This window comes from Streptomyces sp. NPDC031111 (assembly GCF_055570675.1).
This window is the reverse complement of sequence record NZ_JBVIGS010000003.1, coordinates 681,827-706,352: the sequence shown is the minus strand read 5'-3', so window position 1 is coordinate 706,352 and position 24,526 is coordinate 681,827. Positions and strand designations below refer to the sequence as shown.

Sequence of the window (24,526 nt, the reverse complement as noted above, 5' to 3'; positions counted from 1 at the left end):
TCCTCTTGTTGCGGTACCGGAGGTGCGGGGCTCGGGAGCGCCGCGTTCCTCAGCGTTCATCGCGCCCCCCTCGCAGAGCGACGCCGGTCCCCTCCGGGAAGCGGGAGTGCGCCGCCTCCTCGAGTGCGAAGAGGTGCCGGGGGCGGGGCCGGCCGAGGGCGCCCAGCGCGGCGTCGGCCGCGCCGACGCCGCTGCGGACCGCACTCTCCATGGTCGCGGGCCACCCGGTGGCGGTCCACGCTCCGGCCAGGTACAGGCCGGGTGCCTTGGTGCGGGCGCCGGGCCTGAGGCGTCCGACGCCGGGGGCGGGAGCGAACGTCGCGGTGCGCTCCCGGGTGACGAAGAAGTCCTCGACCCGGGCCTGACGGGTGCGCGGCAACAGCCGTTCCAGTTCGGGCAGATAGCGCTCGCGCAGCGCGGCGACCGGCCGGTCGATGTCGTCCTGGGCGACCGACTGGGACAGCGCCAGGTACTGACCGCGCTTCAGCCCGGAGGCGTCGGTGCGGTCGAAGACCCACTGCACGGGGGTGCCGAGGGCGGCGAAGAAGGGCCGGGCGAGGACCGTGCGGTCGTAGACGACGTGGATGTTGAGGATGGGCGCGGTGCCGATGCCGAGCAGCCGCTCGGGGGCGTCGAGGGCGCCCGCGGGCAACAGGTCGTACGCCTCCCGCTGCGGTACGGCGAGGACGACCGCGTCGGCCCGGATCGTCTCGCCGGGAACCTGAACGCTCCATCCTCCGTTCCCGTTTACGGAGACGGAGGTGACCCGTGTACGGACCTCGGTACGCACGCCCGCGGAGTCGAGCGCCCTGCGGGCGAGCCGGTCGTGCAGTTCGCCCAGCGGCACTCGGGCCCAGCCGATGTCGGCCGCACCCGGGTCGGACAGCAGACCGGTCTTGAACACCATCGCGGCGAGCGACAGGGACGCGTCGCCCGCGACCGCGTTGAGGGTGGCGACCCCGACCAGGTCCCACAGGGCCTCGACGGCACGCGCCGACTGGCCGTGCGCGGCCAGCCAGCTGCCGAAGTCCTGGGTGTCCAGGGTCGGATCGGCGAGGTCGAGCCCCTTCAGCGCGAGCGCGGCACGGCCCACCCTGGCCCGGTCGGCGAGCGAGAGGTGCGGATAGGTGGCGAGGCTGCGCCCCAGGTGGAGGGGCACGGGCAGCGCGTCGCGCCGCAGCCTGCCGAGACGCCGCCCCTCGGGGCGCGTGACGTCGAGCACGGGCACGTCGAGACGGTCCTGGAGCGGTGCCAGCTCCGCTCCGCCGATCCGGTCGAGGAACCAGCGGTAGGCGGTGCAGCAGCGCAGGTACACGTGCTGGCCGTTGTCGACGGTCAGGTCGCCGCGCTGGAAGGAGAAGGCGAGCCCGCCCAGGCGCGGGCGGCCTTCGAGCAGGGTGACGCCCACCCCGGCGTCGGCGAGCGCGAGCGCGGTGGTCACGCCGGCGAGCCCGCCGCCGACGACGACGGCGTGCCGTCCCGCCGGAACCGGGTCGTCCGTGAGCGGACCCGCGGAGCGTGTGCCGTGGCTCATGCGCCTCCCCCTGTCCGGCCGGAGTGCCGCTCGAACCGTGGACGACCGGCCGTCTCAGTCTGGGACGCGGAGTCGCGGCGGAGGGTTGCCCGCCGTTTGCCGCCGGGGAGCGAGGTCTCCATCAGGCGCGCCTCCTGACGGTCCGCCGGGTCACATGGCGGGTGTCCAGGCCGGACAGCCCACGCACCGCGACGTACGCCTTCTCGCGTCCGGGCAGGGAGACCCGGCCGCGCAGCACGGCCGCGGGGTCGCGCTCGATGCGGTCCAGGAGGCGGCGGTAGATGCCGGCCATGGCGGCGACGCAGGCGCCGCTGCGCCGGTCGAGCATCGGGAGCAGCCGGTAGCCCTCGGCGAAAAGGGCGCGGGCCCTGCGCACTTCGAAGTGCACCAGGCCCGCGAAGTCGGACCCCTCCGGTGGTGTCGGCCCGTCGAACCCGGCCGAGCAGCCGAATTTGGCGAGGTCGTCCGCGGGCAGATAGGTGCGCCCGCCCTCGGCGTCCTCGCGGACGTCCCTGAGGATGTTGGTGAGCTGGAGCGCGAGACCGAGCGTGTCAGCGTACTCGGGTGCGCGTTCGACGCCGCGCGCGCCCGGTTCGGTGCCGAACACGCCGAGCGAGAGCCGGCCGATGGCGCCCGCGACACAGCGGCAGTAGACCTTGAGGTCGTCCCAGGTCTCGTAGGTCTCGCCGCGTACGTCCATCTGGACGCCGTCGATCAGTTCGTCGAGGCCGCCGAGCGGGATCGGGAAGTGCTCGGCGGCGTGGGCGAGGGCGACCGCGACCGGGTCGGTGTCGTCCTCGTCGACCGCGCCCTCGCGGATCCGGGTGAGCAGCGCCCGGGTGTCCTCCAGCCGGGCGACCTTGACGTCGTTGGCCAGCGGGCCGTCGCCGATGTCGTCGACGCGCCGGGAGAACGCGTACAGCGCCGACATCGCGCGCCGCTTGGGCGTCGGCAGCAGCCGGATGCCGTAGGCGAAGTTGCGGGCCTGCTGTCCGGTGACGGCCTCGCAGTAGCTGTAGGCGGCGAGTACCGGTGCGGACGCGGGTGGTTGCGGCTCCACGGCCCGGATCACCCCTCTCCTCGCAGAGTCACGCCCGCCTCGCGCAGCAACTGGACCTTGCCGGGCTTGGGCGGGCCGGGAAGTACGTCGTATTCGGCGGCGGCGATGGCGCGGAGCGCCGCCCTTCCTCCCGCCACGAACCCCGCGAGCAGCAGCTTGAGTCTGCCGTGGACGCTACCCACGAGGGGGGCGCCTTCATTCAGCAGCTCGCGGGCGCGTTCCGCCTGGTACGCCACCAGGGCGCGCACCGATGCGCCGGCGGTGGGCGCGGCGAGGTCCGCCTCCCGGACGTGGAAGCGCTTCATGTCCGTGGCGGGCAGATAGACGCGGTCGCGGCCGAGGTCCTCGGCGACGTCCTGAAGGTGTTCGATGATCTGGAGGGCCGTGCAGATCGCGTCGGAGCGCCGGATCCGCTCGGGGGTCGAGGTGCCGGTGACGGCGAGGACGAGGCGGCCGACGGGATTGGCCGACAGCTCGCAGTAGGCGAGCAGGTCGTCGTAGGTCTCGTACCGCTTGACCAGCTGGTCCTGGCGGTTGGCGGCGATCAGTCCGAGGAAGGGCTCGGGGGTCAGCGCGTGACGGCGGACGGTCGGCCGGAGCCGGCGCAGCAGCGGATGGCCCGGCTCCGGGCCGGCCGGGTCGAACACCCGGTGAAGATCCGCCTCGAAGGCGTCCAGCAGCACCAGCCGGTCGCCGGCGTCCTCCTCGGACACCCCGAGGAGACGGGCGTCGGAACCGCCGGGGGCCAGATCGCCGTCACCGATGTCGTCGACCAGTCGGGCGAAGCCGTACACCGCCATGAGGTCGGCACGCCAGGACCGGGGCAGGAAGAAGGGGGCCACGGGGAAGTTCTCGGCGGCGGCCTTGTCCAGGGTGGCGCGCTCGGGGTCGACGGCAGGTGCCGTGGCCGCCGGCGTCATCGCGGACTGCCATGGGCGGGGACGGCACACGCTGCGCTCAGCCGGGGAGTCTCCGTAGCCATTGCCGTCACATCTCCCGTTCTACACTGCTGACCCAATACACACTATTTCGGACACGCCGCCCAGGCTTTCGCCCGGCGGCATCGTTGGATGGTGTCGGGCATTATGGCCCTGATTGCCGCCTTTCGGGGACCGGTACAGCTTACGTTGTACAACGGCACGTGCACCGGCGGGGGTCACCGCCCCACAGGACAACACACCGTTCGGCGTCAAGATTCCACGGGGCGGCCGGAGTTGACGTTTCCTTTGCAGACGCCGGGCCCCGCCGGACAGTTGCGGCGGGGCCCTGGCGCGTACCGGTCTACTTGCCCGTGAACTTCTCGTACTCCCGGAGCACCTCGTCGGTGGGGCCGTCCATGCGCAGCTCACCGCGCTCCAGCCAGAGCACGCGGTCGCAGGTGTCGCGGATCGACTTGTTGTTGTGGCTGACCAGGAAGACCGTGCCGGCCTGCTTGCGCAGCTCCCGGATGCGGGCCTCGGAACGCTTCTGGAACTTGCGGTCGCCGGTGGCGAGCGCCTCGTCGATCATCAGGACGTCGTGGTCCTTGGCCGCGGCGATGGAGAAGCGCAGCCGGGCCGCCATGCCGGAGGAGTACGTCCGCATCGGCAGCGTGATGAAGTCGCCCTTCTCGTTGATCCCGGAGAAGTCGACGATCTCCTGGTACCGGGCCTTGATCTGCTCGCGGGACATGCCCATGGCGAGCCCGCCCAATATGACGTTCCGTTCGCCCGTCAGGTCGTTCATCAGCGCCGCGTTCACGCCGAGCAGCGAGGGCTGGCCGTCGGTGTAGACCTTGCCCTGCTCGGCGGGCAGCAGTCCGGCGATGGCCCGCAGCAGGGTCGACTTTCCGGAGCCGTTGGAGCCGATCAGGCCGATGGCCTCGCCCCGGTAGGCGACGAACGAGACGCCGCGCACGGCGTGCACCTTGCGCACGCCCCGCTCCTCGCCCCGCTTCACAATGCGGCTGAGCGCCGCCGTGGCGCTGCCCTTGCCGGTCTTCGCACCGTTGACGCGGTAGACGATGTGCAGGTCGTCCGCGATGACCGTGGGAATTCGCTCGTTGGTGGTGTCAGCCACGGCCGTACCGCTCCTCCGCCTTCCAGAAGTACACGAAGCCGACCACACCGGCCAGCAGCGCCCAGCCCACCGCGAAGGCCCAGATGTGCGGGGGCAGGTACGAGGACCCGTACTCGTCGATCATCGCGAAGCGGACCAGGTCCATGTAGACCGCCGCCGGGTTCCACTGGAGGACGTCCGCGAGCCAGCCGGGGACGTCCTTGTCGTGCAGCATCGCCGGGATGCTGAACATCACGCCCGACGCGTACATCCACGTCCGCAGCACGAACGGCATCAGCTGCGCCAGGTCCGGCGTCTTGCTGCCCATCCGCGCGAAGATCAGCGCCAGCCCGGTGTTGAACACGAACTGGAGCAGCAGCGCCGGCACCACGAGCAGCCAGGACAGATCCGGGAAGCTGCGGAACGCCAGCATCACGGCGACGAGGACGATCATCGAGGCCAGCAGTTGCTGGAGCTGCTGGAGCGCGAAGGAGACCGGCAGCGAGGCCCGCGGGAAGTGCAGCGCCCGCACCAGGCCCAGGTTGCCTGAGATGGCCCGCACACCGGCGAGGACCGAGCTCTGCGTGAAGGTGAACACGAACACGCCCGTCACCAGGAACGGCACGTACACGTCCTTCGGGATGCCCCGGTTGGCGCCCAGCAGCAGGCCGAAGATGAAGAAGTACACGGCCGCGTTCAGCAGCGGGGTCGCCACCTGCCACAGCTGCCCGAGCTTGGCCTGGCTGTACTGCGCGGTCAGCTTCGCCCGGGAGAAGGCGAGGATGAAGTGCCGCCGGTCCCAGAGCTGACGGACGTACTCCCTGAGGGACGGCCGGGCGCCGCTGACGGTCAGCCCGTACTTGGCGGCGAGCCGGTCCGCCGTCAGGCCCTCGTCGGGCGACACGGGCGCGCCGACCGCGACCGTGCCGTCGTGCGTGGTCTCACTCACTAGTGGAAAACTTTCGTCCTCGAGATGCGCGGCCCGCGGTGGGCCTGACATGTGCCGGGGAGCCTGGGTCGGCCCCATGTTCCCGGATACGAGCTTGTCAGATGACGGGGGGCCGGCCCAGTCGGGTCAGCCGCCACACCGTACGCCACTTCATGGGCCGGCGGGGACCGCAGGGGGTGGCCCAGCCCTCCCGAAAACCACCGAACCACGCCTTCAGCGCGGGCCGCGAGGGACGGCGCAGCAGAGTGAGGAGCATCCAGACGCCCAGATAGACCGGGACCAGGAGCGCGGGGAGGTTGCGACGGGCCAGCCAGACCCGGTTGCGGGCGACCATGCGGTGGTAGACCGCGTGCCGAGACGGGGCGGTGGTCGGGTGGTACAGCACCATGTCGGACCGGTAGTCGATCAGCCAGCCGGCGTCGAGGGCGCGCCAGGCCAGATCGGTCTCCTCATGGGCGTAGAAGAACTCGTCCGGGAGACCGCCGACCTCGGCGAAGACCTGGGTGCGTACGGCGTTGGCGCCGCCGAGGAAGGTGGTGACGCGGGAGGAGCGCATCGGGTCGGAGGCGCGCAGCCGGGGCACGTGGCGGCGCTGGGTGACGCCGGTCTCCGGGTCGGCGATGCGGAAGCTGATGATGCCGAGCCGGGGGTCGGCCGTGAAGGCCTCGCGGCACAGCTCGGCGGTGTCGTGGCCGGCCAGCAGGCCGTCGTCGTCGAGGAACAGCAGGACGTCGACGTCCCGGCCGCCGGGGCCGAAGGCCTCGATGCCGACGTTGCGGCCGCCGGGGATGCCCAGGTTCTCCGGCAGCTCGACGGTGCGTACGCCCTCGGGGACGTCGGGGACGGGCGAGCCGTTGCCGACGACCACCACCTGGACCGGGTCGCCGTCCTGCTTGGCGACCGAGTCCAGCAGCGCGCGCAGCTCGTCGGGGCGGTTGCCCATGGTGATGATCACCGCGCCGACCTTCATGCCGACGCTCACTTCAGCCTGCTGGAGGCGAGGACGGACACCAGGTGCAGCAGGGTCTGCAGCAGGGCGATGCCGGCCAGGACGGCGGTGCCGAGGCGGGTGAAGAACAGGTCGTCGCGGACCGCGTCCGCTATCGCGAGGACCAGGATCAGCAGGGACGCCTCGATGCCCAGGATGAGCCGGTGGAACTTCAGGGCGGCGGCGGCCCTGCGGGCCAGCGCCATGCCGGAGGAGCGCGGCTCGGACGCGGCCTCCTTGACGGGCGGCAGCCCGCCCTGGTGGCGGGCCACGCCGACGAGGTCGGTCTCCGCCTTGATCAGGATCGCGCCGAGCGCGGCCAGGGTGCCGAGGAAGGCCCACAGCCAGTCGATGCGGCCCGGGCCCCACAGGTCGGCGGCGCGCAGCCCCAGCCCGACCAGGACGGCGGCGTCGCACAGATAGGCGCCCACCCGGTCGAGGTAGACCCCGCCGAGCGAGTACTGCTTCTTCCAGCGGGCGATCTCGCCGTCGACGCAGTCCAGCAGGAGGTACATCTGGACCATGACCACGCCGAGGACGGCCCCCGTGATCCCCGGCACCAGCAGCGCCGGGGCCGCGAGGACGCCGAAGACGGTCATCAGGTACGTGAGCTGGTTGGGCGTGACCCGGGTGTTCACCAGGTAGCGGTCCACCCGCAGGGACACCTCTCGCATGTAGAGGCGCCCCATCCAGTGCTCACCGCTGCGCCGGTCCTTCACCCCCGCGGGGTGCACGACCGGACGGAGTTCAGCTACCGATGGCCTTGACATAGTCGGCGTATACGTCCTTGATCTGTTCGGTCTTCAGGTCGAGATGTTCGAGGATGGTGAAGCGTCCGGGACGGGTCTCCGGGGCGAACTCGACGGCGCGCACGAACTCGTCCGCCGTGAACCCGATCTCCTCCGGCAGCACCGGAAGCCCGTGGCGGCGGAGCACCTCGGCCATGAAGGCCGATTCCTCGTGCGCCCCGCGCAGATACATCGCGAAGGCGGCGCCCAGTCCGCACTGCTCGCCGTGGGCGGCGGCCCGTTTGGGGTAGAGCAGGTCGAAGGCGTGGTTGATCTCGTGGCAGGCGCCGGAGGACGGGCGGGAGTCGCCCGACACGGACATGGCGATGCCGGTGAGGACCAGCGCCTCGGCCAGTACCTGGAGGAAGCCGTCGTCACCGACGCCGCCCGGGTGCCGCAGCACCGCCTCGCCGGCCTGCCGGGCCATGGCGGCGGCGAGGCCGTCCACCTTCTCCCCGTTGACGCGGTGGGCCAGTTCCCAGTCGGCGACGGCGGAGATGTTGGAGATGGCGTCGCCGATGCCGGAGCGGACGAAGCGGACCGGGGCCTCGCGGATGACGTTGAGGTCGATGACGACCGCGATCGGGTTCGGCACGCCGTACGAGCCGCGCCCCGCGTCGTTGTCGAGGGTCGCGACCGGCGAGCAGAGGCCGTCGTGCGCGAGGTTGGTGGCGACGGCGACCAGGGGCAGTCCGACGCGTGCCGCGGCGAACTTGGCGCAGTCGATGATCTTGCCGCCGCCGAGGCCGACGACCGCGTCGTAGTGGCCGGCCTTTATGTCGCTCGCCAGCCGGACCGCGTCGTCGATGGTGCCGCCGCCGACCTCGTACCAGCTGGCGCCGGGCAGCGAGGGCGCGAGCCGCTCGCGCAGCCGGGCGCCGGAGCCGCCGCTGACGGCGATGGCGAGCCGGCCCGACTGCGAGATGCGCTCGTCGGCGAGGACACAGCCCAGGTCGTCGAGGGCACCCGGGCGGATGTCCACGACGACCGGTGAGGGGATGAGCCGGGTCAGTACTGGCACGCGATCTCCCGTCCGCGGGCGAGATCGTCGTGGTTGTCGATCTCCACCCACTTGACGTCGCCGATCGGCGCCACGTCGATCCGGAAGCCGCGGTTCACCAGCTCCTGGTAGCCGTGCTCGTAGAACTGCTGCGGGTCGGTCTCCCACACCGTCCTCAGCGCGTCGGCCAGCTCGGGGGCGGCGTCGCCCTCGATGAGGGTGACGCCGATGTACTCGCCGGTCGCCTCGGCCGGGTCCATCAGCTTGGTGATCCGCGTCATGCCCTTGTCGGGGTCGACGACGACCTTCATCTCCTCGTCGGCGAGGTCCTTCACCGTGTCGAGGGCCAGGATGATCCGCTTGCCCTCGCCCCGCGCGGCGAGCAGGGTCCGCTCGACGGAGACCGGGTGCACGGTGTCGCCGTTGGCGAGGATCACGCCGTCCTTGAGGGCGTCACGGCCGCACCACAGGGAGTAGGCGTTGTTCCACTCCTCGGCCTTGTCGTTGTCGATGAGGGTGAGCTTGAGGCCGTACTTCCGCTCCAGGGCCTCCTTGCGCTCGTACACGGCCTCCTTGCGGTAGCCGACGATGACCGCGACCTCGGTCAGGCCGATCTCGGCGAAGTTGCCGAGGGTGAGGTCGAGAACCGTCGGTTCGCCCTCTATGCCCGCGGGCCCCACCGGCACCAGCGCCTTGGGAAGGCTGTCGGTGTAGGGGCGCAGACGCCGTCCGGCGCCGGCCGCCAGCACGAGGCCGATCATGCGGGTTCTCCTTCATCGTGTACGGCGGGCGCGCCACCCTGGTGGGCGGCCACCCAGAAGCGGATGCTCTCGACGAGCACCACCAGGGCCACGGTCACGGCGAGGACCGTGAGCGCGACCGTGAACTGCGAGGCGGTGAGCAGCGCCGCCAGGACGGCGACCGCGAGCGTGCGGCCCTCGTGCCCCCCGATCACCCGCACCAGCCAGCGCGGGGACGCGCCCGCGTTGCCGCGGATCCGGTAGACCGTGTCGTAGTGATGGTAGGCGACCGCGGCCACCAGCCCGTAGGCCGCCGGAAGCGCTCCGTTCACCTCCGCTTTCGCCGCCAGAGCGAGGACGGTGCCGTACTCGGCGGCGCGGAAGAACGGGGGGACGAGCCAGTCGAGGGCGCCCTTGAGCGGGCGGGCGACGGCGAGGGCCGACGTCAGGACGTGGAGGCAGGCGGCGACGATCGTCCACGGGCCGCCGAAGCCGGTGAACGCGGCCGTGGCGACGACGGCGAGGCCGCCGAGCAGGGCGGCGGCGGGGGCGGTGAAGCCGGGCAGGCGGCGGGCGGGGTTCTTCAGCGGGGCGGCGAGCGCCTGGGCGAGCGGGCCGGAGTCGGCGAGGTCCGCCAGCGCCCCCGCCGCCCGGTCGGTGCGGCGGGCCTTGCGGGTCAGCGAGCGCAGGACGCGGCCGGCCGTGGTGTACGTCGCCGCGAAGGCGCAGCCGATGAGCAGGGCGTAGAAGGTGATCCGGGGGGTGGTGACGGCCGTCAGGACGGCGATCATGGCCCAGCGTTCACCGATCGGCAGGACGATCATGCGGCGCACCCAGACCGTCCAGCCGACGCTGTCCAGCTTGTCGGAGAGGGCGGCGGTGGGGCTCGTGTTGGCGGTGGCGTCGTGGTTGGCCTCGTTGAAGGAGAAGTCGACCACGTGCCGGCAGGTCTGGAGGACCATCGCGCCGAGGGCGAGGGCCCATACGTCGTCACCGCCGCGGGCCGCGCCGAGGGCGAGGCCGGCGTAGTAGGCGTACTCCTTGGCCCGGTCGAAGGTGGCGTCGAGCCAGGCGCCGAGGGTGGAGTACTGGAGGGAGTAGCGGGCGAGCTGGCCGTCGGTGCAGTCCAGCACGAACGAGGCGATGAGCAGCACGCCGGCGGCGACGAAGCCGCCGCGGGTGCCGGTGGCGGCGCAGGCGGCGGCTATGAGCGCGGTGAGCAGGGACGCGGTGGTGACCTGGTTGGGGGTCAGTCCGCGGCGGGCGCACCAGCGGGCGATGTAGCGGGAGTACGGGCTGATGAAGTGGGTGGTGAAGAAGCCGTCGCGGGCCTTGACCGCCGACTTCAGGCGTACGGCCTCGTCGTCGACGGCGGCGACGGCCTGCCGGGCCTCGTTGCGGGCCTGGGGGTCGGCGGGGACGGTGGCGACGAGGCTGCCGAGTTCGGGGCGGTGCACCTCGGCGCCGTCGGCGTCGAGGGCGGTGACGACACGGTCGGCGAGGCTGTCGACGAGGGTCGTGCCGCTCCCGGGTGCCTCCCCGGCGGAGTTCTCGCGGGCCATCGCGCGGGTCAGGGCCTGGCGGCCGGCCGGCTGGGCGGTGACGGCGCCGGGGATCGCGGCGAGCGGGAAGCGGGGGTCGGTGAGGCCGAGGCGCAGCGCGTGCACATGGCCCACGAAGCGGGCGTCGACCACGGCGACCCGGTGCCCGGCGGGGACTCCGGCGAGCAGTGTCTCGGCCTCGGCGGTGCCGGACGCGATCCGTACATCGAAGCCGAGGGAACGCAGATCGCCCTCGAGTGACGAACCGGGGACCGGCGGACCGGTGAGGATGGCGGTCGACAACCGAGCTCACTCCCTGGGTTCCGACGCGTCGACGCCGGTCATGTACACGATGAGGCGCCCGTACGGAGCCTCCGGGCGGCATGTCGGCAGAGGCTATCGGATACCCGGAAGCCCGTGTTCACCGCCTGTTCGACGGATGGATCAACGGGGTTCGCCCGCGTCCCCGCCGCGATCATCATCGGTGATGCGGGGCCCGGCCCACAAACCGCGCTACCAGAACAGGCATTTGTCCCGAATCCGTACACGGGTCGGCCGCCCGGCGTGCCCGGCATAGGGTGGGCGACCATGACATGGCTGATCACCGGCGGGGCCGGTTACATCGGGGCACATGTGGCGCGGGCCATGACCGGTGCCGGGGAGCGGGTCGTCGCGCTGGACGACCTCTCGGCCGGGGTGCCGGCGCGGCTGCCCGCCGACGTGCCGCTGGTCAGGGGCTCCTCGCTGGACGGCGAGCTGGTGCGGCGGGTGTGCGCGGAGCACGGGGTGACGGGTGTGGTGCATCTCGCCGCGCGCAAGCAGCCCGCCGAGTCCGTGGCCCGGCCGACCCGTTACTACCGGGAGAACGTGGGCGGTCTCGCGACGCTCCTGGACGCCGTCGCCGAGGCCGGCGTCGAACGCTTCGTCTTCTCCTCGTCCGCGGCCGTCTACGGGGACCCCGGTGTGGACCTCATCACGGAGGACAGCCCGTGCGCCCCGGCGAACCCCTACGGCGAGACCAAGCTCGCCGGGGAGTGGCTGGTGCGGGCGGCGGGCCGGGCCCACGGCATCGGCACGGTGTGCCTGCGCTACTTCAACGTGGCGGGCGCGGCGGTGCCGGAACTGGCCGACACGGGGGTGTTCAACATCGTGCCGATGGTCTTCGACCGGCTCACCCGCGACGAGGCCCCGCGCATCTTCGGCGACGACTACCCGACGCCGGACGGTACGTGCGTCCGTGACTACATCCACGTGGCCGATCTGGCGGAGGCGCATCTGGCGGCGGCCCGCGGGCTGTCCGGCGGGGACCTCTCGGGGGACCTGACGGTCAACATCGGCCGCGGCGAGGGCGTCTCGGTGCGGGAGCTGATCACCGTCATCGGCGAGGTCACCGGCGACACCCGGGCCCCGCTCGTCGAGGGCCGCCGTCCGGGCGACGCGCCCCGCGCGGTGGCCTCGGCCGCCCGCGCGGCGGAGCGGCTGGGCTGGACGGCCCGGCGCTCGGTGCGGGAGATGATCGAGTCGGCGTGGCAGGGGTGGCTGCTGCACCAGGGCCGCTGAGCGCCGCGCGACGGTTGGTCCATCGTCTGACCTGCGGATGGTTTCCGCAGGTCAGGGCACATGACAACGGTGTTCAGTGCCGCGTTGCGCATACCCCCTCCCCGTAGTTCACTGTGATCCGGACGGGGTCACTGGAAGGGGCCATTCATGGGGGCTGGGCACGACCACGGGCATGCGCACGGCGCGCCCGTCGGCGCCACCGCGAGCGCGCGGTACCGCGGCAGGCTGCGGGCGGCGCTGGCGATCACGCTCGGCGTCATGGTGGTCGAGATCGTCGGCGGGGTGATGGCCGACTCGCTGGCGCTGGTGGCGGACGCCGCCCACATGGCGACGGACGCCCTGGGGCTCGGCATGGCCCTGCTGGCCATCCACGTCGCGAGCCGCCCGCCGAGCGAGCGCCGCACCTTCGGGCTCGCCCGCGCGGAGATCCTGGCCGCGCTGGCCAACTGTCTGCTGCTGCTCGGCGTCGGCGGCTATGTGCTGTACGAGGCGATCGAGCGGTTCGTCACCCCGGCCGGCACCGAGGGCGGTCTGACGATGGTGTTCGGCGCGATCGGCCTGGTCGCCAACATGGTGTCGCTGACGCTGCTGATGCGCGGGCAGAAGGAGAGCCTCAATGTGCGCGGGGCCTTCCTGGAGGTGGCGGCGGACGCGCTCGGCTCGGTCGCGGTGATCCTCGCCGCCCTGGTGATCGTCACCACCGGCTGGACGGCCGCCGACCCGATCGCCTCCCTGGCGATCGCGGTGATGATCGTGCCCCGGACCGTGAAGCTGCTGCGCGAGACCCTGGACGTGCTGCTGGAGGCCGCGCCGAAGGGCGTCGACATGCGGCAGGTGCGGGAGCACATCCTGGGCACGGACGGCGTCGAGGACGTGCACGACCTGCACGCCTGGACGATCACCTCGGGGATGCCGGTGCTCTCGGCGCACGTGGTCGTCAGCTCCGAGGTCCTGAACGCCATCGGGCACGAGAAGATGCTCCACGAGCTGCAGAACTGCCTGGGTGCGCACTTCGACGTGGAGCACTGCACCTTCCAGCTGGAGCCCGGCGGACACGCGGAGCACGAGGCGCGACTCTGCCACTAGCGCCTGTTCGGGCGCGCCGCCGCGCATCGGCGCGCCGGGGAACGCAGCCGTCCGCCCCCGTGTCGGCGTCCTTGGACATGCGGGCGCGCCACAGAGTGCCGGGAGTGCCGGATTCGTGCGGCAGACTGGGGCGCGAAGACCGAGTGAAGGATGGGTATGCCGATCACACCTGCCACCGCGACGAACAGCCCGTCGAACGGCGCCGCCGAGCCGATTTTGCTGGAACTGGTCGACGAGGACGGCGTGACGATCGGCACCTCGGAGAAGGTCGCCGCGCATCAGCCACCGGGACGGCTGCACCGGGCGTTCTCGGTGTTCCTGTTCGACGAGCGGGGGCGGCTGCTGATCCAGCAGCGGGCGCTGGGCAAGTACCACTCCCCCGGCGTGTGGTCCAACACCTGCTGCGGTCACCCCTACCCGGGTGAGGCGCCGTTCGCGGCGGCGGCCCGGCGGACCTACGAGGAGCTGGGCGTGTCCCCGTCGCTGCTCGCCGAGGCCGGCACGGTCCGCTACAACCACCCGGACCCGGCCTCGGGCCTGGTGGAGCAGGAGTACAACCACCTCTTCGTCGGCATGGTGCAGTCGCCGCCGCGGCCGGATCCGGAGGAGGTGGCGTCCACGGCCCTGGTCACCCCGGCGGAGCTGGCGGAGCGCCACGCGAGGGACACCTTCTCGGCCTGGTTCCCGACGGTCCTGGACGCGGCCCGCCCGGCGGTCCGCGAGCTGACGGGCGCGTCGGCGGGCTGGTGACGGGCCGGGGGCACCGGCCTAAGGCAGCCGTGTGGGCTTGAGCGGCAGGGCGGCCCAGATCACCTTGCCGCCGGTCGTGGTGTGCTCGATGTCGCACGCCCCGCCCGCCTCGCGGGTGATCTCGCGCACCAGGAGCAGTCCGCGGCCTCCGGTGCGGCCGTGGTCGGTCTCCAGGGCGGTGGGCCGGTAGGGGTGGTTGTCCTCCACGGACACCCGGACCCACTCGGCGCCGACGGCGACCTCGACCGCGAGCATCGGGGACAGCAGCGCCGCGTGCCGTACGGCGTTGGTGACCAGCTCGGAGACGATCAGCAGCAGCCCCTGCACCACTTCGTCCGCGACCGGCACCCCCTGGCGCATCAGCAGGTCCCGCACGGCGTGGCGGGCCTGGGGGACCGAGGCGTCGACGGCCGGGGCGGTGAACCGCCAGACACCTTCGTACGGCAGCGGATCGCCGCTCTCACGCTCGATTGTCACCACACGTCGAGTGTTGGTACCGCTCGGCTCCGCACCTCGTCGCTGAACAGAAGTCAGCGGATATCGAGCGTTTCCGACCGCCTGCGCATGACCCGGTCGCTCGCGGGACCGTTCCGGTACGCCGCTGTGCCGTTTCGGCGAACTATTCGGGTTGTACGGGTTTGACTGACCGGTGCTCCCCGCCGTGCGGCGTCTCCCCCGCCGTCGGCGCGGTCTCCTCGCCGGCCAGCCGGTCGGAGACCATGCCGACGATCCGGCGTCCCCCGTAGCCGGTGGCGATCAGCCCGAGCCCGTCGAAGAGCAGGGAGAGGGAGAAGAACGTACCGATGACGTACTGGCTGCTGCTCGGCCAGGTGCCCAGCACCAGGACGCCGAGGAGCAGCCCGAAGGCACCCTGCACCAGGGTCCAGCCGAACTGCGGCCCGCGCACCACCAGGCTGCCCACCAGCCGGAACAGCCCGCCGGTGAGGAAGAGCAGCGCGGCGAACATGGTCAGCGCCTCGGCGGCGGCCTCCGGCGTCTTCAGCACCACCACACCGGCCGCGATGTTCAGCGCCGCGACGACCACCCCGAGCCAGAAGAAGTTGGTGTGCCGTGCCTGGACGGCGTGCAGCAGCCCGACCACGCCGCCGATCAGCAGCAGCCAGCCGAACAGCAGCATCGTGGTCAGGGTGGCGACGCCCGTGTAGACGAGACCGATCAGGCCCGCGACGACGAGGACCACCCCGAGCACGGCGAGCCAGCTGAAGCCGCGGCTCAGTTTCGCGGCCTCGCCCCGGGGCTTGGTGGACTTGGCCATGACTGCCTCCTCGCTGCCGTTCCCCCTCCCCCAGTCTCCGCCCCGACCGGGGCGGATAGCATCCGGCGCATGGAGCCCCAGCTGCTGCACACCGTCACCGACCGGGTCGCCACGGTCGTGATCCGCAATCCGGCCAAGCGCAACGCCATGACGGCCGCGATGTGGGGTTCCCTTCCACCCCTGCTGGAAACGCTGGCCGCCGACCCGGACGTACGGGTGCTGGTGCTCACCGGTGAGGGCGGGACCTTCTGCGCCGGCGCCGACATCTCCACGCTCCGGGGGTCGCCGCTGGAGGCGCAGCGGCTGGCCGTGGCGGCGGAGGAGGCGCTCGCCGCCTTCCCCAAGCCGACCCTGGCGGCGGTCCGCGGCCACTGTGTGGGCGGCGGGGCACAGCTGGCGGCGGCCTGCGATCTGCGGTTCGCCGGGGAAGGGGCGCGGTTCGGGGTGACACCGGCGAAGCTCGGCATCGTCTACCCGGCCTCCGCCACCCGGCGGCTGGTCTCCCTGGTCGGCCCGGCCACCGCCAAGTACCTCCTGTTCTCGGGCGAGCTGATCGAGGCCGGGCGGGCGCTGCGCACCGGTCTGGTGGACGAGGTGCTGCCCGAGGACGAACTGGACGAACGGGTCGGGGAGTTCACCCGGATCCTGGCGTCCCGGTCGCTGCTCACGCAGGCCGCGGCGAAGGAGTTCGCGAACGGCCGCACCGACCGGGACGCCCACTGGGAGGAGCGGGCGCGGGAGAACGGCGACACCGCGGAGGGCGTCACCGCGTTCCTGGAGCGCCGGCCGCCCCGCTTCACCTGGAGCGTGTCTACGTCAGGATGAAGCGGCTCTTCGACCGGAACTCCTCGACCAGGTGCGCGGGCGCCTTCTGCGGGGAGCCCGCGTCGTAGGGCGGCTGCGGGTCGTACTCGGTGAGCAGCTGGACCGCCTGGGCGTGCTCGTCGCCGGCGATCCGGCCGAGCAGGGTGAGCCCCATGTCGATGCCGGAGGAGACACCGGCCGCGGTGACGTACTTGCCGTCGGTCACCACCCGCTCCCCGGTCGGCTCGGCGCCGTACCGCTTCAGGTGGTCCAGTGCCAGCCAGTGGGAGGTGGCCCGGCGGCCCCGCAGCAGTCCGGCCGCGGCCAGCAGCAGGGACCCGGTGCACACGGACGTGGTCCAGGTGCTGGACGCGTCGGCGGCGCGCAGCCAGTCCAGCAGGGTCTCGTTCTCCATCTGCGGCGTCTGTCCGGGGCCGCCGGGGACGACGACGATGTCGGGGTCCGGTACGTCGGCCAGGGTCCGGTCCGCGGTGATCGCGAGCGCGCCGGTGTCGGTGCGCACGGGCCCGGTCCGCTCGGCGACGAACACGGTTTCGGCGTCCGGGAGGCGGCCCAGTGTCTCGTACGGGCCCACGGCGTCGAGGGCGGTGAAGCGGTCGAAGAGGACGATGGCGATCTGCATCGGTTGCCTTTCAGGTGTGGGCGGGTGAGGGGGCGGGCCGGAACCGGCGGCGGTACTCCGCCGGTGACACCCCCAGGGTCCGGACGAAGGCGCGCCGCATCGCCTCGGGTGTGCCGTAGCCGCTGGCGCGGGAGATCTCCTCGACGCCGTCGCCGGTGTCCTCCAGCAGCCGCCGGGCGTGTTCGAGCCGTACGCGGTCGACATAGCGGCCCGGTGTCATGCCGGTCTCGGTGTGGAAGGCGCGGGCGAAGTGGCGCGGTGAGAGGGCGGCGCGGGCCGCGAGCGCCTCGACGGTCAGATCGGCGTCGGGGTGCTCGGTGACCCACTGCTGAACCTCGCGCAGCGGCTCGCGCCGCGCGGTCTGGGCGGCGAGCTGGGCGCTGAACTGTGCCTGGTTGCCGGGCCGCCGCAGGAACACCACCAGGTGCCGGGCGACGGTGAGGGCGGCCTCCCTGCCCAGGTCCTCCTCGACCAGGGCGAGGGCGAGGTCGATGCCCGAGGTGACGCCGGCCGAGGTGGCGACGTGGCCGTCCCGGACGTAAATGGGGTCGGGGTCGACCTCGACGGCCGGGTGGTCCTCGGCGAGCCGGTCGCAGTAGGCCCAGTGGGTGGTGGCGCGGCGGCCGTCCAGCAGTCCGGCTCCGGCGAGCAGGGCGGCCCCGGTGCAGACGGAGACCAGCCGCTCGGCACGCAGTCCGTGCCGGCGCAGCCAGTCGGTCAGCGCCGGGTCGGGCCGACGGGTGCCCTGACCGCCGGGCACGAGCAGGGTGTGCGGCTCCGGAGCACCGTCCAGGGCCCGGTCCGGTACGACGGTCAGCCCGCTGGTCGTCCGCACGGGGGCGCCGTCGAGGGAGGCGGTGCACAGACGGTAGGTCCCCGGCGTGTGCCTCTCGGCGCCCGCGAAGACCTCCACGGGGCCGGTGACATCGAGGCTCTGCACGCCGTCGAAGAGGACGACGAGAACGGTTCGCTGCGCCATGCCGTCGATTCTTGGCGGTGCCCGTGACGGCCGCAACGACGAGTTCCCCACCTTTCCTGCCATGCATGTTGAAGCGTTGACGAGGTACCCGTGCCGTACCCGGCCGGGAAGGCCGGGAGAGGAAAGGGGAAACACGTGTTGCGTGCCATCGCAGATGTACTGCGCCAGATAGGCGGCGCCATCGCCACCGTCGTGACGCTGCCGTTCCGGGCACTGGCCCGGCTGTTCGGCGGGGCCTCGTCCTCCGCCCGGGGGCACCGCGCCTGACGCCGCTCGTGCGGTCTTGGGGCGAGTCGCCGCCCTGATCCCCGATTGTCGGCGCCACCTGCCACAATTGCCGCGCAACCTCAGTGGAGAAGGCGGTACGGGAACGTGACGACACCCCTCACAGGGTCCATCGAAGGCAGGATCGCCGAGGAGCTCGGCGTACGGGAGCGGCAGGTCAAGGCCGCGGTGGAACTGCTCGACGGCGGTTCGACCGTGCCCTTCATCGCCCGCTACCGCAAGGAAGCGACCGAGATGCTCGACGACGCGCAGCTGCGCACGCTCGAGGAGCGGCTGCGCTATCTGCGGGAGCTGGAGGAGCGTCGTACGGCGATCCTGGAGTCGGTGCGCGAGCAGGGCAAGCTCACCGACGAGCTGGAGGCGCGGATCAGGGGCGCGGAGACCAAGGCGCGCCTGGAGGACATCTATCTGCCGTTCAAGCCCAAGCGGCGCACCAAGGCGCAGATCGCCCGAGAGGCGGGTCTCGAGCCGCTGGCGGAGGGGCTGCTCGGTGATCCGGGCGTCGAGCCCCTCGCCGCGGCGGCCGCGTTCGTGGACGCGGACAAGGGGGTGGCCGATCCGCAGGCCGCGCTGGACGGCGCGCGGGCCATCCTCACCGAGCGGTTCTCGGAGGACGCCGACCTGATCGGCGAGCTGCGCGAGCGGATGTGGGTGCGCGGGCGGCTGGCCGCGAAGGTCCGGGAGGGCAAGGAGGAGGCGGGCGCGAAGTTCTCCGACTACTTCGACTTCGCCGAGCCGTTCACCGAGCTGCCCTCGCACCGGATCCTGGCCATGCTGCGCGGCGAGAAGGAGGAGGTCCTCGACCTCGTCCTGGAGCCGGAGGAGCCCACCGACGGCCCGTCGTCGTACGAGGGGATCGTCGCCCACCGGTTCGGGATCGCCGACCGGGGGCGCCCGGCGGACAAGTGGCTGGGCGACACCGTCCGCTGGGCCTGGCGCACCCGCATCCTGGTGCACCTCGGCATCGACCTCAGGCTCCGGCTGCGGACCGCGGCCGAGGACGAGGCGGTGCGGGTCTTCGCGGCCAACCTGCGCGACCTGCTGCTCGCCGCCCCGGCGGGTACGCGCGCGACGCTCGGCCTCGACCCCGGTTTCCGTACGGGTGTGAAGGTCGCCGTAGTGGACGCGACCGGCAAGGTCGTGGCCACGGACGTGATCCATCCGCATGTCCCGGCGAACCGGTGGGACGAGGCCATCGCGAAGCTGGCGCGGCTGGCGAAGGAGCACGCGGTCGAGCTGATCGCGATCGGCAACGGCACGGCGTCCCGGGAGACCGACAAGCTCGCGGGTGAACTCATCACCAAGCACCCCGAGTTGAAGCTGACCAAGGTGATGGTGTCCGAGGCGGGCGCCTCCGTGTACTCGGCCTCCGCCTTCGCCTCCCAGGAACTGCCCGACATGGACGTGTCGCTGCGCGGCGCGGTGTCGATCGCGCGCCGGCTCCAGGATCCGCTGGCCGAGCTGGTGAAGATCGACCCGAAGTCGATCGGCGTCGGCCAGTACCAGCACGACCTGTCCGAGGTGAAGCTGTCGCGTTCGCTGGACGCGGTGGTCGAGGACTGTGTGAACGGCGTGGGTGTGGACGTCAACACCGCGTCGGCGCCGCTGCTGGCCCGGGTCTCCGGCATCACCTCCGGGCTCGCCGAGAACATCGTGGCGCACCGGGACTCCAACGGGCCGTTCCGGTCGCGCGGTGAGCTGAAGAAGGTGTCGCGGCTCGGCCCGAAGGCGTACGAGCAGTGCGCGGGCTTCCTGCGGATCCTCGGCGGCGACGACCCTCTGGACGCGTCCAGTGTGCACCCGGAGGCCTATCCCGTGGTGCGGCGCATGGTGAAGACGTCCGGTGAGGAGGTCGCCTCGCTGATCGGCAACACGGCGGTGCTGCGGTCGCTGAGGCCGCAGGACTTCGTGGACGAGACGTTCGGTCTGCCGACGGTCGGCGACATCCTCAAGGAGCTGGAGAAGCCGGGTCGCGACCCGCGACCGGCCTTCAAGACGGCGGTCTTCAAGGAGGGCGTGGAGAAGATCTCCGACCTGTCCTCCGGGATGGTGCTGGAGGGTGTCGTCACCAATGTCGCCGCGTTCGGGGCGTTCGTGGACGTCGGTGTCCACCAGGACGGTCTGGTGCATGTGTCCGCGATGTCGAAGACGTTCGTCAAGGACCCGCGGGACGTGGTGAAGCCGGGTGACATCGTCAAGGTGAAGGTGCTTGATGTGGACATCCCGCGCAAGCGGATCTCGCTGACGCTGCGGCTGGACGACGAGGCTGCGGCGCAGCGCGGGGAGCAGCGGCAGGGGGGTCGGCCGCCCAAGCAGCGGCAGCAGCAGGGGCGGTCCGGGTCCGGAGGGAAGGGGAAGTCTGCGGCTGCTCCCGCGAACGGGGCGATGGCCGACGCGTTGCGGCGGGCCGGGTTGGCGTAGGCGCGGCCCAATTGGGGCTGGGCGGGGGTGGGTGTGCGCGGGCCGGTGCTTACCGGGTGCCGCCCGCGCCCACCCGTGCCGCCCTGGGGGTACCTCCCAGGCCCTCAAGGCACTGGGGGAGGCACGACTGCCCGCGGAGAGGCGGGCGGATGCCCGCAGCTATGCGGACGTCTCCGTCACCTTGCCGTTCGTTACCTCCAGGCGCCTTGTCACCTTTACCGCGTTCAGCATGCGGCGGTCGTGGGTGACCAGGAGCAGGGTGCCCTCGTAGGCGTCGAGGGCCGACTCCAGCTGTTCGATGGCGGGCAGGTCGAGGTGGTTGGTCGGCTCGTCGAGGACCAGGAGGTTGACGCCCCGGCCCTGGAGGAGGGCGAGGGCGGCGCGGGTTCGTTCGCCCGGGGAGAGGGTGGCCGCGGGGCGCACCACGTGGTCCGCCTTGAGGCCGAACTTGGCCAGCAGGGTGCGGATGTCGGCCGGTTCCAGGGCGGGGACCGCCGGGCGGAACGCGTCGAGCAGGGATTCCGGGCCGTGGAACAGCGCGCGGGCCTGGTCGACCTCGCCTAGCAGGACGCCCGAGCCCAGGGCGGCGTGCCCGGCGTCGAGCGGGACGCGGCCCAGCAGGGCGCCGAGCAGCGTGGACTTGCCCGCGCCGTTGGCGCCGGTGACGGCGACCCGGTCCGCCCAGTCGATCTGGAGGGAGACCGGGCCGAGGGTGAAGCCGCCGCGGCGCACCTCGGCGTCCCGCAGGGTGGCGACCACCGCTCCGGAGCGCGGGGCCGACGCGATCTCCATGCGCAGTTCCCACTCCTTGCGGGGCTCCTCGACCACGTCGAGGCGTTCGATCATGCGCTGCGTCTGACGCGCCTTGGCGGCCTGCTTCTCGCTGGCCTCGCTGCGGAACTTGCGGCCGATCTTGTCGTTGTCGTTGCCCGCCTTGCGGCGGGCGTTCTTCACGCCCTTGTCCATCCAGGCGCGCTGCATCTGCGCCCGGTCCTGGAGCGCGGCCCTCTTGTCGGCGTACTCCTCGTACTCGTCGCGGGCGTGCCTGCGGGCCACCTCCCGCTCCTCCAGATAGGCCTCGTAGCCGCCGCCGTAGAGGTTGATCCGCCGCTGGGCGAGGTCGAGTTCGAGGACCTTGGTGACGGTGCGGGTGAGGAACTCGCGGTCGTGGCTGACGACGACCGTCCCGGCGCGCAGCCCGCTCACGAAGCGTTCGAGGCGCTCCAGGCCGTCCAGGTCGAGGTCGTTGGTCGGCTCGTCGAGGAGGAAGACGTCGTAGCGGGAGAGGAGGAGGGAGGCGAGTCCCGCGCGGGCCGCCTGGCCGCCGGAGAGCGAGGTCATCGGCTGGTCCAGGCCGACCTCCAGCCCGAGGGAGCCGGCGACCTCCTCGGCGCGCTCGTCGAGGTCGGCGCCGCCCAGGGACAGCCAGCGCTCCAGACCGGTGGCGTAGGCGTCGTCCGCGCCGGGAGCGCCGTCCACCAGGGCCTGGGTGGCCTCGTCCATGGTGCGCTGGGCCTCGGCGACCCCGGTGCGGCGGGCCAGGAAGGCGCGTACGGTCTCGCCGGGCCGGCGCTCCGGCTCCTGCGGCAGGTGCCCGACGGTCGCGGTGGGCGGGGAGAGGCGCAGCTCGCCCTGCTCCGGTGCGGTGAGTCCGGCGAGCAGGCGCAGCAGCGTGGACTTGCCCGCGCCGTTGGCACCGACCAGGCCGATCACGTCGCCGGGGGCGACGACGAGGTCGAGACCGGAGAACAGGGAGCGGTCGCCGTGCCCGGCGGCGAGGTTCTTGGCGACGAGGGTGGCAGTCATCAGACCGCCGATCCTAACGGCCGGGTGGAGTGCGACGCGCTCCGGTTTCTCACCGCCCCACCTCCGTCACCAGGACCGTCCCGCCGGTGCGGGCCACGAGGAACGCCTCCCCCTTCAGGGCCCTGCCGTCCAGCGGAACGCGGTGGCGGCCGGGCTCCAGGACGCCGTCGAAGAGGTCCTGGGTGTGGGTGCGGGAGAGGCGGTCGATCCGGTACGCGGTGAGGCGCACCCTGCACGACGAGGTGACCTCCAGCTCCGCCCCGTCGGCGGTGGCGACGAGTTCCGTCAGGCGGTGCCGGTCCCGAGGGCCGCGGTCCAGTGCCTGTTCGGTCTGGGCGACGAGCAGCGGAACGACGGGGGCGAGGCCGTCCACACAGGGCACGTCGACGCCGGCGGCGGCGAAGGCGCGGCGGACGGCGTCGCGTTGCCCGTCGCTCACCGACCGGCCGAAGAGCACGGCGCCGTAGCCGCGCAGTTCGTCGGCGGGGACGCCGTCGGCGTCCTGGGCGATGTCGGCGCCGATGCCGATGGTGCGCAGCGCGGCGGCGAGCTTGGCGAGCAGGGCGACACGGGCGCCGATCAGCAGGACCCGGCGACGGCCGCCGGGGGCGGCCCCGTCGAGGAGGGCGGCGAGGGCCGTACGGTACTCGGTGCCGCGGAAGCGGAACGGGCCGATGCCGTGGTAGCCGTTGAGGTCCAGGTCGGCGTGCTCGTCGGTCTGCCAGGCGAAGTCGCGCCAGATGAAGTCCTCGCCGTCCCGTTCGATGACCGCGGTCACCGCGCCGCAGGCGAGGTCCTCGCACTCGGGGCAGCCGTAGACGATGTACCGGCCTGCGGGCAGCGGGGCCTCGGTCTCCAGCAGCAGGCCGCGGACCTGGTCGGTGAAGATGGCGGGCGGGACGTCGGAGGCGAGCGGGGAGACCGCGTCCAGGTCGGAGAGGCGGAAGAGCAGCGGGCGTCCGTCGACGACGAAGTCGACGAAGTCCCGGTGGACTTGGTAGTCACCGTTGGCGAGGAGTCCACCGGCCCTCATCGCCGGTGCCAGGCCGAAGGTCGCGTACTCGGCAGACATGCCGTGAGTATTCCCACCGGGGGACGGACCTGAGCACGGCATGACATATTCCGCTACCGTCCCCCCGATGGGAACCGAACTGGACTGCGATGTGCTGGTGGTCGGCGGTGGCGTCGTCGGGCTGACGACGGCCGTGGTCCTCGCCGAGCGCGGCGTACGGGTACGGCTGTGGACGCGGGACCCGGTCGAGCGGACCACCTCGGCGGTCGCGGGTGCGCTGTGGTGGCCGTACCGGATCGAGCCGGTGGCGTCGGTGCGGGCGTGGGCGCTGCGGTCGCTGGAGGTGTACGAGGAGCTGGCGGCGCGCCCGGGAGCCACCGGCGTACGGATGGTCGAAGGGGTGCTGGGCGAGACGACGCTCGACGACGTCGGTTCGTGGGCCGCCGCCCGTCTGCCGGGGCTGCGCATGGCGACGGCCGGGGAGTATCCCGTCGGGTCGGGCGTGTGGGCCCGGCTGCCGCTCATCGACATGTCGACCCATCTGCCGTGGCTGCGGGAGCAGTTCCTGGCGGCGGGGGGCGCGGTCGAGGCGCGTACGGTGACGGAGCTGGCGGAGGCGGGGGCGCCGGTGGTGGTCAACTGCACGGGGCTGGGGGCGCGGGAGCTGGTGCCGGATCGCTCGGTGCGGCCGGTGCGGGGGCAGTTGGTGGTCGTGGAGAACCCGGGGGTCCGTACGTGGACGGTCTCCACGGGGGCGGACGGGGCGATGGCGTACCTCTTTCCGCAGCCGGGGCGGCTGGTGCTGGGGGGCACGGCGGAGGAGGACGCGTGGTCGATGGAGCCGGACGCGGGGGCGGGCGAGGCGATCGTGCGGCGGTGTGCGGTGTTGTGTCCCGCGGTCACCGGGGCGCGTGTTCTGGAGCACCGGGTGGGGTTGCGGCCCGCCCGGGGCGCGGTGCGGCTGGAGCGGGTCGCGCTGCCGGGCGGGCGGGTGCTGGTGCACAACTACGGTCATGGGGGCGCGGGGGTGACGGTGGCGTGGGGCTGCGCGGAGGAGGCGGCAGCACTTGCCGCCCGCTGAACCCGCCGGGGGCACCGTGGGGTTGACCGGCGCTGGCAAGGTGCCGTCGCGCCCCACCCGTGCGGGAGCAGGCGGCACTACTTGCCGCCCGCTGGACCAGCCCGGGGCCGCGTCCGGCCACCCGGCGCCGGCAAGGTGCCGTCGCGCCCACCCTCCCCCACTCTCGGCTTCGCTCGAGCGGGAGGT

24 protein-coding genes are annotated in these 24,526 nt (G+C 72.4%); 7 read left to right on the top strand and 17 right to left on the bottom strand.

Translation table 11 applies throughout. The features are described 5' to 3' along the window. Positions 1 to 49: 49 nt before the first annotated feature. From hpnE to ACZ470_RS10085, 11 genes are all read right to left on the bottom strand, one after another. Positions 50 to 1,534 (bottom strand): hydroxysqualene dehydroxylase HpnE, encoded by a 1,485-nt coding sequence (gene hpnE, locus ACZ470_RS10135; RefSeq protein ID WP_468426212.1) that lies wholly within the window; start codon positions 1,532 to 1,534, stop codon positions 50 to 52. Beyond that, positions 1,531 to 1,656: a DUF6380 family protein gene (locus tag ACZ470_RS10130; protein WP_468426210.1), complete on the bottom strand. Its 126-nt coding sequence runs from the start codon at positions 1,654 to 1,656 to the stop codon at positions 1,531 to 1,533. The genes hpnE and ACZ470_RS10130 overlap by 4 nt, the downstream gene beginning before the upstream one ends. Further along, positions 1,656 to 2,606: a presqualene diphosphate synthase HpnD gene (gene hpnD, locus ACZ470_RS10125; RefSeq protein WP_468426208.1), complete on the bottom strand. Its 951-nt coding sequence runs from the start codon at positions 2,604 to 2,606 to the stop codon at positions 1,656 to 1,658. The genes ACZ470_RS10130 and hpnD overlap by 1 nt, the downstream gene beginning before the upstream one ends. Next, a complete protein-coding gene (gene hpnC, locus ACZ470_RS10120) occupies positions 2,603 to 3,514 on the bottom strand; it encodes a squalene synthase HpnC (protein WP_468426206.1) in 912 nt (303 codons plus the stop codon). The genes hpnD and hpnC overlap by 4 nt, the downstream gene beginning before the upstream one ends. A gap of 361 nt (positions 3,515 to 3,875) precedes the next feature. After that, positions 3,876 to 4,652 carry an ABC transporter ATP-binding protein gene (locus ACZ470_RS10115; protein WP_468426204.1) on the bottom strand — a complete coding sequence of 259 codons (777 nt, stop codon included), beginning with the start codon at positions 4,650 to 4,652 and terminating at the stop codon, positions 3,876 to 3,878. Beyond that, positions 4,645 to 5,580 carry an ABC transporter permease gene (locus tag ACZ470_RS10110; RefSeq protein WP_468426202.1) on the bottom strand — a complete coding sequence of 312 codons (936 nt, stop codon included), beginning with the start codon at positions 5,578 to 5,580 and terminating at the stop codon, positions 4,645 to 4,647. Before ACZ470_RS10110 ends, ACZ470_RS10115 begins: the two co-directional genes overlap by 8 nt. Before the next feature lie 97 nt (positions 5,581 to 5,677). Beyond that, positions 5,678 to 6,550 carry a glycosyltransferase family 2 protein gene (locus ACZ470_RS10105; protein ID WP_468426315.1) on the bottom strand — a complete coding sequence of 291 codons (873 nt, stop codon included), beginning with the start codon at positions 6,548 to 6,550 and terminating at the stop codon, positions 5,678 to 5,680. 8 nt (positions 6,551 to 6,558) lie between these two features. Further along, the gene (locus ACZ470_RS10100; RefSeq protein WP_468426200.1) at positions 6,559 to 7,338 is read right to left on the bottom strand and encodes a CDP-alcohol phosphatidyltransferase family protein; all 780 of its coding nucleotides are present in this window, start codon (positions 7,336 to 7,338) and stop codon (positions 6,559 to 6,561) included. Beyond that, a complete protein-coding gene (locus ACZ470_RS10095) occupies positions 7,316 to 8,377 on the bottom strand; it encodes an iron-containing alcohol dehydrogenase family protein (protein WP_468426199.1) in 1,062 nt (353 codons plus the stop codon). Before ACZ470_RS10095 ends, ACZ470_RS10100 begins: the two co-directional genes overlap by 23 nt. Further along, the gene (locus ACZ470_RS10090; RefSeq protein WP_468426197.1) at positions 8,365 to 9,117 is read right to left on the bottom strand and encodes a phosphocholine cytidylyltransferase family protein; all 753 of its coding nucleotides are present in this window, start codon (positions 9,115 to 9,117) and stop codon (positions 8,365 to 8,367) included. Before ACZ470_RS10090 ends, ACZ470_RS10095 begins: the two co-directional genes overlap by 13 nt. Continuing rightward, complete coding sequence (locus ACZ470_RS10085; RefSeq protein WP_468426195.1) at positions 9,114 to 10,940, bottom strand: DUF5941 domain-containing protein; 1,827 nt, start codon at positions 10,938 to 10,940, stop codon at positions 9,114 to 9,116. The genes ACZ470_RS10090 and ACZ470_RS10085 overlap by 4 nt, the downstream gene beginning before the upstream one ends. Before the next feature lie 285 nt (positions 10,941 to 11,225). On the opposite strand from ACZ470_RS10085, the gene galE reads away from it, so the two are divergent. The 3 genes from galE to idi all read left to right on the top strand — a co-directional run bounded on the left by galE (position 11,226) and on the right by idi (position 14,033). Next, positions 11,226 to 12,197 carry a UDP-glucose 4-epimerase GalE gene (gene galE / locus ACZ470_RS10080; protein ID WP_468426193.1) on the top strand — a complete coding sequence of 324 codons (972 nt, stop codon included), beginning with the start codon at positions 11,226 to 11,228 and terminating at the stop codon, positions 12,195 to 12,197. A 147-nt stretch (positions 12,198 to 12,344) separates the two neighbouring features. Then, on the top strand, positions 12,345 to 13,283 hold the full coding sequence (locus ACZ470_RS10075; protein ID WP_468426191.1) for a cation diffusion facilitator family transporter: 939 nt from the start codon (positions 12,345 to 12,347) through the stop codon (positions 13,281 to 13,283). 156 nt (positions 13,284 to 13,439) lie between these two features. Beyond that, complete coding sequence (idi, locus tag ACZ470_RS10070; RefSeq protein WP_468426189.1) at positions 13,440 to 14,033, top strand: isopentenyl-diphosphate Delta-isomerase; 594 nt, start codon at positions 13,440 to 13,442, stop codon at positions 14,031 to 14,033. Between the two features lie 18 nt (positions 14,034 to 14,051). Here idi and ACZ470_RS10065 read toward each other — a convergent pair whose 3' ends face one another. Together ACZ470_RS10065 and ACZ470_RS10060 are read right to left on the bottom strand one after the other, a co-directional pair. Continuing rightward, positions 14,052 to 14,513, bottom strand: a complete 462-nt coding sequence (locus ACZ470_RS10065; protein WP_468426187.1) for an ATP-binding protein — start codon at positions 14,511 to 14,513, stop codon at positions 14,052 to 14,054. A gap of 139 nt (positions 14,514 to 14,652) precedes the next feature. Next, positions 14,653 to 15,309 (bottom strand): HdeD family acid-resistance protein, encoded by a 657-nt coding sequence (locus ACZ470_RS10060; protein WP_468426185.1) that lies wholly within the window; start codon positions 15,307 to 15,309, stop codon positions 14,653 to 14,655. A gap of 69 nt (positions 15,310 to 15,378) precedes the next feature. Between ACZ470_RS10060 and ACZ470_RS10055 the strand changes: the two genes are divergently transcribed. Continuing rightward, a complete protein-coding gene (locus ACZ470_RS10055; RefSeq protein WP_468426183.1) occupies positions 15,379 to 16,134 on the top strand; it encodes an enoyl-CoA hydratase/isomerase family protein in 756 nt (251 codons plus the stop codon). Here ACZ470_RS10055 and ACZ470_RS10050 read toward each other — a convergent pair. Together ACZ470_RS10050 and ACZ470_RS10045 are read right to left on the bottom strand one after the other, a co-directional pair. Then, a complete protein-coding gene (locus tag ACZ470_RS10050; protein WP_468426181.1) occupies positions 16,121 to 16,756 on the bottom strand; it encodes a DJ-1/PfpI family protein in 636 nt (211 codons plus the stop codon). The two genes, ACZ470_RS10055 and ACZ470_RS10050, sit on opposite strands and share 14 nt — an antisense overlap. 10 nt (positions 16,757 to 16,766) lie before the next feature. After that, complete coding sequence (locus tag ACZ470_RS10045) at positions 16,767 to 17,735, bottom strand: GlxA family transcriptional regulator (protein WP_468426179.1); 969 nt, start codon at positions 17,733 to 17,735, stop codon at positions 16,767 to 16,769. A 135-nt stretch (positions 17,736 to 17,870) separates the two neighbouring features. Here ACZ470_RS10045 and ACZ470_RS10040 point away from each other — a divergent pair, with 135 nt between their 5' ends. Both ACZ470_RS10040 and ACZ470_RS10035 read left to right on the top strand, forming a co-directional pair. Next, positions 17,871 to 18,002, top strand: a complete 132-nt coding sequence (locus ACZ470_RS10040) for an LPFR motif small protein (protein ID WP_468426177.1) — start codon at positions 17,871 to 17,873, stop codon at positions 18,000 to 18,002. Between the two features lie 105 nt (positions 18,003 to 18,107). Next, positions 18,108 to 20,441: a Tex family protein gene (locus ACZ470_RS10035; protein ID WP_468426175.1), complete on the top strand. Its 2,334-nt coding sequence runs from the start codon at positions 18,108 to 18,110 to the stop codon at positions 20,439 to 20,441. A 159-nt stretch (positions 20,442 to 20,600) separates the two neighbouring features. On the opposite strand, the gene ACZ470_RS10030 is transcribed toward ACZ470_RS10035, so the two are convergent. Beyond that, on the bottom strand, positions 20,601 to 22,247 hold the full coding sequence (locus tag ACZ470_RS10030; protein ID WP_468426174.1) for an ABC-F family ATP-binding cassette domain-containing protein: 1,647 nt from the start codon (positions 22,245 to 22,247) through the stop codon (positions 20,601 to 20,603). Between the two features lie 49 nt (positions 22,248 to 22,296). Beyond that, positions 22,297 to 23,319 carry an oxidoreductase gene (locus ACZ470_RS10025; protein WP_468426172.1) on the bottom strand — a complete coding sequence of 341 codons (1,023 nt, stop codon included), beginning with the start codon at positions 23,317 to 23,319 and terminating at the stop codon, positions 22,297 to 22,299. Between the two features lie 67 nt (positions 23,320 to 23,386). Here ACZ470_RS10025 and ACZ470_RS10020 point away from each other — a divergent pair, with 67 nt between their 5' ends. Next, entirely contained in the window at positions 23,387 to 24,340 is a 954-nt protein-coding gene (locus ACZ470_RS10020; protein ID WP_468426170.1) for an NAD(P)/FAD-dependent oxidoreductase, read from the top strand. The last annotated feature ends 186 nt before the right edge of the window (positions 24,341 to 24,526 follow it).